The organism is Clostridiaceae bacterium (assembly GCA_012840395.1).
In the GTDB taxonomy this organism is placed as follows: Bacteria; Bacillota; Clostridia; order Acetivibrionales; family DULL01; genus DULL01.
In genome coordinates this window covers 1-4522 of record DULL01000113.1, presented here as the reverse complement: position 1 = coordinate 4522, position 4522 = coordinate 1, and the positions used below count along the sequence as shown (strand labels likewise).

The 4522-nt window shown below is 33.5% G+C and carries 5 protein-coding genes; all 5 read left to right on the top strand.

What is annotated here, in order from left to right; all coding sequences use genetic code 11:
• Window positions 1–151: 151 nt before the first annotated feature.
• The 5 genes from GXX20_12620 (at window position 152) to GXX20_12600 (ending at window position 4347) form a co-directional block, all read left to right on the top strand.
• Window positions 152–1552 carry an extracellular solute-binding protein gene (locus GXX20_12620; GenBank protein ID HHW32491.1) on the top strand — a complete coding sequence of 467 codons (1401 nt, stop codon included), beginning with the start codon at window positions 152–154 and terminating at the stop codon, window positions 1550–1552.
• 104 nt (window positions 1553–1656) lie between these two features.
• Window positions 1657–2538 (top strand): sugar ABC transporter permease, encoded by an 882-nt coding sequence (locus GXX20_12615; GenBank protein ID HHW32490.1) that lies wholly within the window; start codon window positions 1657–1659, stop codon window positions 2536–2538.
• A 16-nt stretch (window positions 2539–2554) separates the two neighbouring features.
• Window positions 2555–3394: a carbohydrate ABC transporter permease gene (locus GXX20_12610; GenBank protein ID HHW32489.1), complete on the top strand. Its 840-nt coding sequence runs from the start codon at window positions 2555–2557 to the stop codon at window positions 3392–3394.
• A gap of 39 nt (window positions 3395–3433) precedes the next feature.
• Complete coding sequence (locus GXX20_12605; protein HHW32488.1) at window positions 3434–3904, top strand: hypothetical protein; 471 nt, start codon at window positions 3434–3436, stop codon at window positions 3902–3904.
• 5 nt (window positions 3905–3909) lie between these two features.
• Window positions 3910–4347, top strand: coding sequence for a hypothetical protein (locus GXX20_12600; GenBank protein ID HHW32487.1), 438 nt, complete (start codon window positions 3910–3912; stop codon window positions 4345–4347).
• Window positions 4348–4522: the final 175 nt, after the last annotated feature.

Genomic DNA, 4522 nt, shown 5'->3' with positions numbered 1-4522 from the left:
TACAACGTTTGGTGGTATAATAGTCATGAGACCTAAACGCTCCTTTCTGGGAGGTAATGGTTTGTGGCAATTTCCATTATACCAGAAGCGTTTCAGGTCTCATTTTATTATTAAGTTAACAGAACACTATTAACAAAAAGGAGGAATCTGTATGAAAAAGCGAATCTTGTATTTAGTATTATGTCTGATTTTCGTTACTTCATTGTTTGCAGCTTGTTCAACAAAGAGTAGCGATGTATCAAAAGATAGTACTTCCAGTGTTGAAACTAGTAATAAAAGTATATCTAAAAGTGAAACAAAAGATTTTTCGGGTAGAACCCTTGAGGTTATGCTTGATAAAGGAGGCGGAGGTAGTTTTTACGAACCGATTATAAAAAGACTTCAAGAGTTATATCCTGGTCTAAAGGTAAATTATTGGTACGATCTAAATGGTAATGAAGTTTTTAGAACTCGTGTACTTGCCAATAATGCACCGGATATTTTTAATTTGAATCAAGGTTTGTTTTCATACTACTCAGCAATAGAAGAAGGATTATGTTTACCATTAAATGATATTCTAGAGTTGCCTACAATGGATAACACACAAAAGCTTAAAGATATTATAGACTTAAACTTAATGAAACAAAAAGGGTACATAGATGGTAAATATTATATGTTTCCAGATCTGTTATTTACAGCTGGCTTGTGGTATGATGCAAAGCTGCTTAGAGACAATAATATTAAAGTTCCTACAACCTGGGATGAATTTATGGATGCAGCTGCAAAGCTGAAGGGAAAAGGCATATATGCTATTGGTTATTGTGGTACAATGGCTCATGAATATCCTTTGAGTTACTGGTTTTACCCGATGGTTTGCTCGGTTGATTATGAAACATATGTTGGTATTCAAAACTGCGATCCTTCAGCATGGAAAAGCGAAGGTATGAAGGAAGTTGTCAGGAGAATGGAAGAGTTGAGAGATAAGGGATACTATGATGCTTCAACTGTTGCTCTTGGAAACTCAGAGACTCAGATGCAGTTTATAGCAAGAAAGTTTGCATTTTTGCCATGCGGTTCATGGCTTGAGGCAGAGATGGGGGATGCATGGCCAGATGATTTTGAGTTGACATACTTACCATTCTCAGGTAAAAAGGATTCAAGTGGCAGTGATTACGTATTAACTTCATCTCTTGCTTCAAGTGTATCTTCAACAACGAAAAATATTGACATTGTCGGTGAATTTTACAGAGTATTCTTTTCTGATAAAACGGCTATAGAAGGACAAATTAAAGTTCATCAAAATGGTATGGCTATAAAAGGTTTTGGAGAAAATTATGGCCATTTACTTAACAAATCAACAGAACAAGTATGGAAGGCAATTGATCAGGGAGTTAAGGGTTTTGCTTCTCTAGCTAATACTTGGTATCCTGAATATCCAAAACAAGCTGGAAACGCTATTAATGCTCTAATGACTGGCAGTATTAATGGAGATGAATTTATGGACAGAATGGAAGCTTTATTTCAAAGCATAAAGGATGATCCTAATATTGTTAAATATAAATTTGGATCGTAATGTAGTTATATCTATATATTCCAATGAGAGGAAGAGGTTATATTCTCTCCTCTCATTTACTATGATTACAAGAGGAGGGAAGTGGCAATCAAGCTGCAGATATTATGAAGAAAAAGAAATTTGATTCCTTTAATGCTTTCATAACAATTATTCCAACCTCTTTTTATCTAATATTTGTACTAATACCATGTACACTTGGTTTAATACTTAGTTTTACGAACTGGAAAGGCATGTCATTAAAATTTAAGTTTATAGGTACTCATAATTACATAAAAATGTTTAGTGATCCGATATTTTATAAAGCTCTAATAAATTATCTCTATCTATTTTTTATGACATCCATTTTCATGTTTATTATAGCCATGTTTTTTGCCATAGTACTTTCAAGAAATACTATAAGAGAAAAGAACTTTTTTAGGGTATTGTATTTTTTCCCTTCTACAGTACCAATGATAATAATTGCTATTATGTGGATGGTTGTGTACAATCCTAGTATAGGTATTTTAAACCAGTTATTAGCGTTATTCGGAGTTGAGCCAGTAGTATGGCTTGGTAATCCAAAGACAGTGATGCCTGCTATTGTAATAATGATTATTTGGAGGATGCTCGGCTTTTATATGACTTTTTATTTAGCTGGTGTTTTAAGTATTCCTCAATCTTTGTATGAATCGGCAAGAATAGACGGTGCGTCTGAATTCCGTCAAACTTTCTCTATAACTATTCCATTATTATGGGAAGTTGTAAGAACTTCTATGGTTTTTTTTGTATCAACGTGCAGCGGAATAGGTTTTCAGATTGTATATATTACAACAAGAGGGGGACCAGATAGTGCATCAGAACTGCTTACTTCGTACATGTATCAATTTGTAGTTGAACAAGGAAATTATGGATATGGAGCTGCATTAAGTACTGCTATTTTAGTAGTAACAATATCTATTGCACTTGTTATTTTAGGTGTTACCCGTAGAGAAGTATATGAGTTCTAAGTGGGGGGAAAAGGAATTGAAGAGATTAAAGTTTTTTAGACGTACTTTCTTTATTAGATTTATACTAATATTATATTCAATAATAGTCATTATTCCATTTTTAATGATATTTATTAACAGCTTTAAAACAAATAGAGAATTCTATGAAAGTATATGGGCATTACCTAGGAGGCTTAATTTTGATAATTATGTTTTGGCTTTTGAGCAAGCTAATATTAGCCAGTATTTTCTGAATACCGTAATTGTCTGTGTTACCTCTGTAATTCTTACTTTATCTTTAAGTACCATGGTTTCATATGCTATTGCACGAAGAAAAATGAAATCTGGCCCCAAACTATATTTTCTATTTTTAATAGGTTTATTAATACCTCAGATAGTAGGAATAGTACCGCTCTTCCTTATGGCTAGAGTATTTAGACTTTTTGACACGCTTTTTATTCTTATATTGTCTTATGCAACTGCGACAATCCCTTTTTGTGTATTTGTGCTCACAGCTTTTTTCAAAACCCTACCAAGTGATTTGGAGGAAGCAGCAAGAATTGATGGAGCAAGCAATACTCATGTGTTAATATCAATAATGACACCCCTCGCAAAACCTGGCTTAATTACAGCAGGAGTTTTTTGTTTTCTTGATTATTGGAGTGAATATATGAAAGCTTTAGCTTTTATTGCTACGCCGTCGAGGAAAACAATATCTCTTGGCATGTTGACATTTAAACCTGTTTCAGGTTTTAAAATTGATTGGGGTGTTTTGTGTGCTGCTTGTGTATTATTTATACTTCCAGTAGTTGTAGTTTATGCAGTTTTTCAGCGAAATTTACTTGATGGACTTACAGCTGGTGCAATTAAAGGATAGTTTAAAGTATAATATGTGATAAAGGAGATGTGATTTCTTATGACAATACATGTTATGGATAGAAGAGCATCTGATAACAAATACCTTCACAGGGATTTTCATATCTCTGCTGATATCGGAATTGCCTATGTTGGAGAGAAATATGGGGACAATGGTGTCAAAGAATATCTTAGGAAATTTGCTTCTGCATACTATGCTCCTTTGGTAGATGACATCAAAAAAAGAGGTTTGATTGCTTTGAAAGAGCATATTGAAAAGATATATGAAGCAGAAGAATATAGTGAGCATTTAAAGATTGAGATGAGCAAAAATCAACTAATTGTTGACGTTGATAGTTGCCCAGGCGTAACATATATGAAAAAGCAAGGGCATATACCTTCTAAATGGTATATCGAAGCCACGAGAACTGTTAATGAAACTATTGCAGATTTGGCAGATATTAGTTTTGAGCTTTTGTTTTATAACGAAGAAAATGGTAGTGCAAAATATCGGTTCTTTACAAGGAGGTAAAATATATGATATCGTGTACAGAATTTATTCCCTTATATAGTGAACTATTTAAGTATATTGATGAAAAAGATGGACATGATGCAGTAATAAAGTATTGGGAACATATATCAGATACATACGTAGCAAATTTGCTTGGAAAGCTAGTTGAAGAGAAAGGTATGGATGGTTGTTGGGAATACTGGAGTAAAGCCCTTAATGAAGAAGCTGCTGATTTTATAATGATGTATGATGATGAGAAACAGGTTTTGACTACAGAAATGCGCTATTGTCCTTCGAAGGGAATGTTGCTGAAACTAAAACACATGGAGCCATATTACGACTATTGTGGTCATTGCAAAGTATTATATTCAAGAGTATTAGAAAAATATGGAATACTAACAGAAGGTGATCATTCTGAAGTAGATAGGGCTAGATGCAAAGGGAAGAAATACAAAGTAAAGTGAGACAAATGTTTAATTATAAAAATATCAATATATCTTCTTTGCTTAATTTGGAAGTGTCCTAAAGTTTGTGTAAACCTCTAATCTGATGTAAGATAAAATTACTCAGTTTGGAGGTTTTATTTATGGCAAGAAAAAATGACAGTCAGCAAAAAGCAGCAATGCGGGAAATGATGCG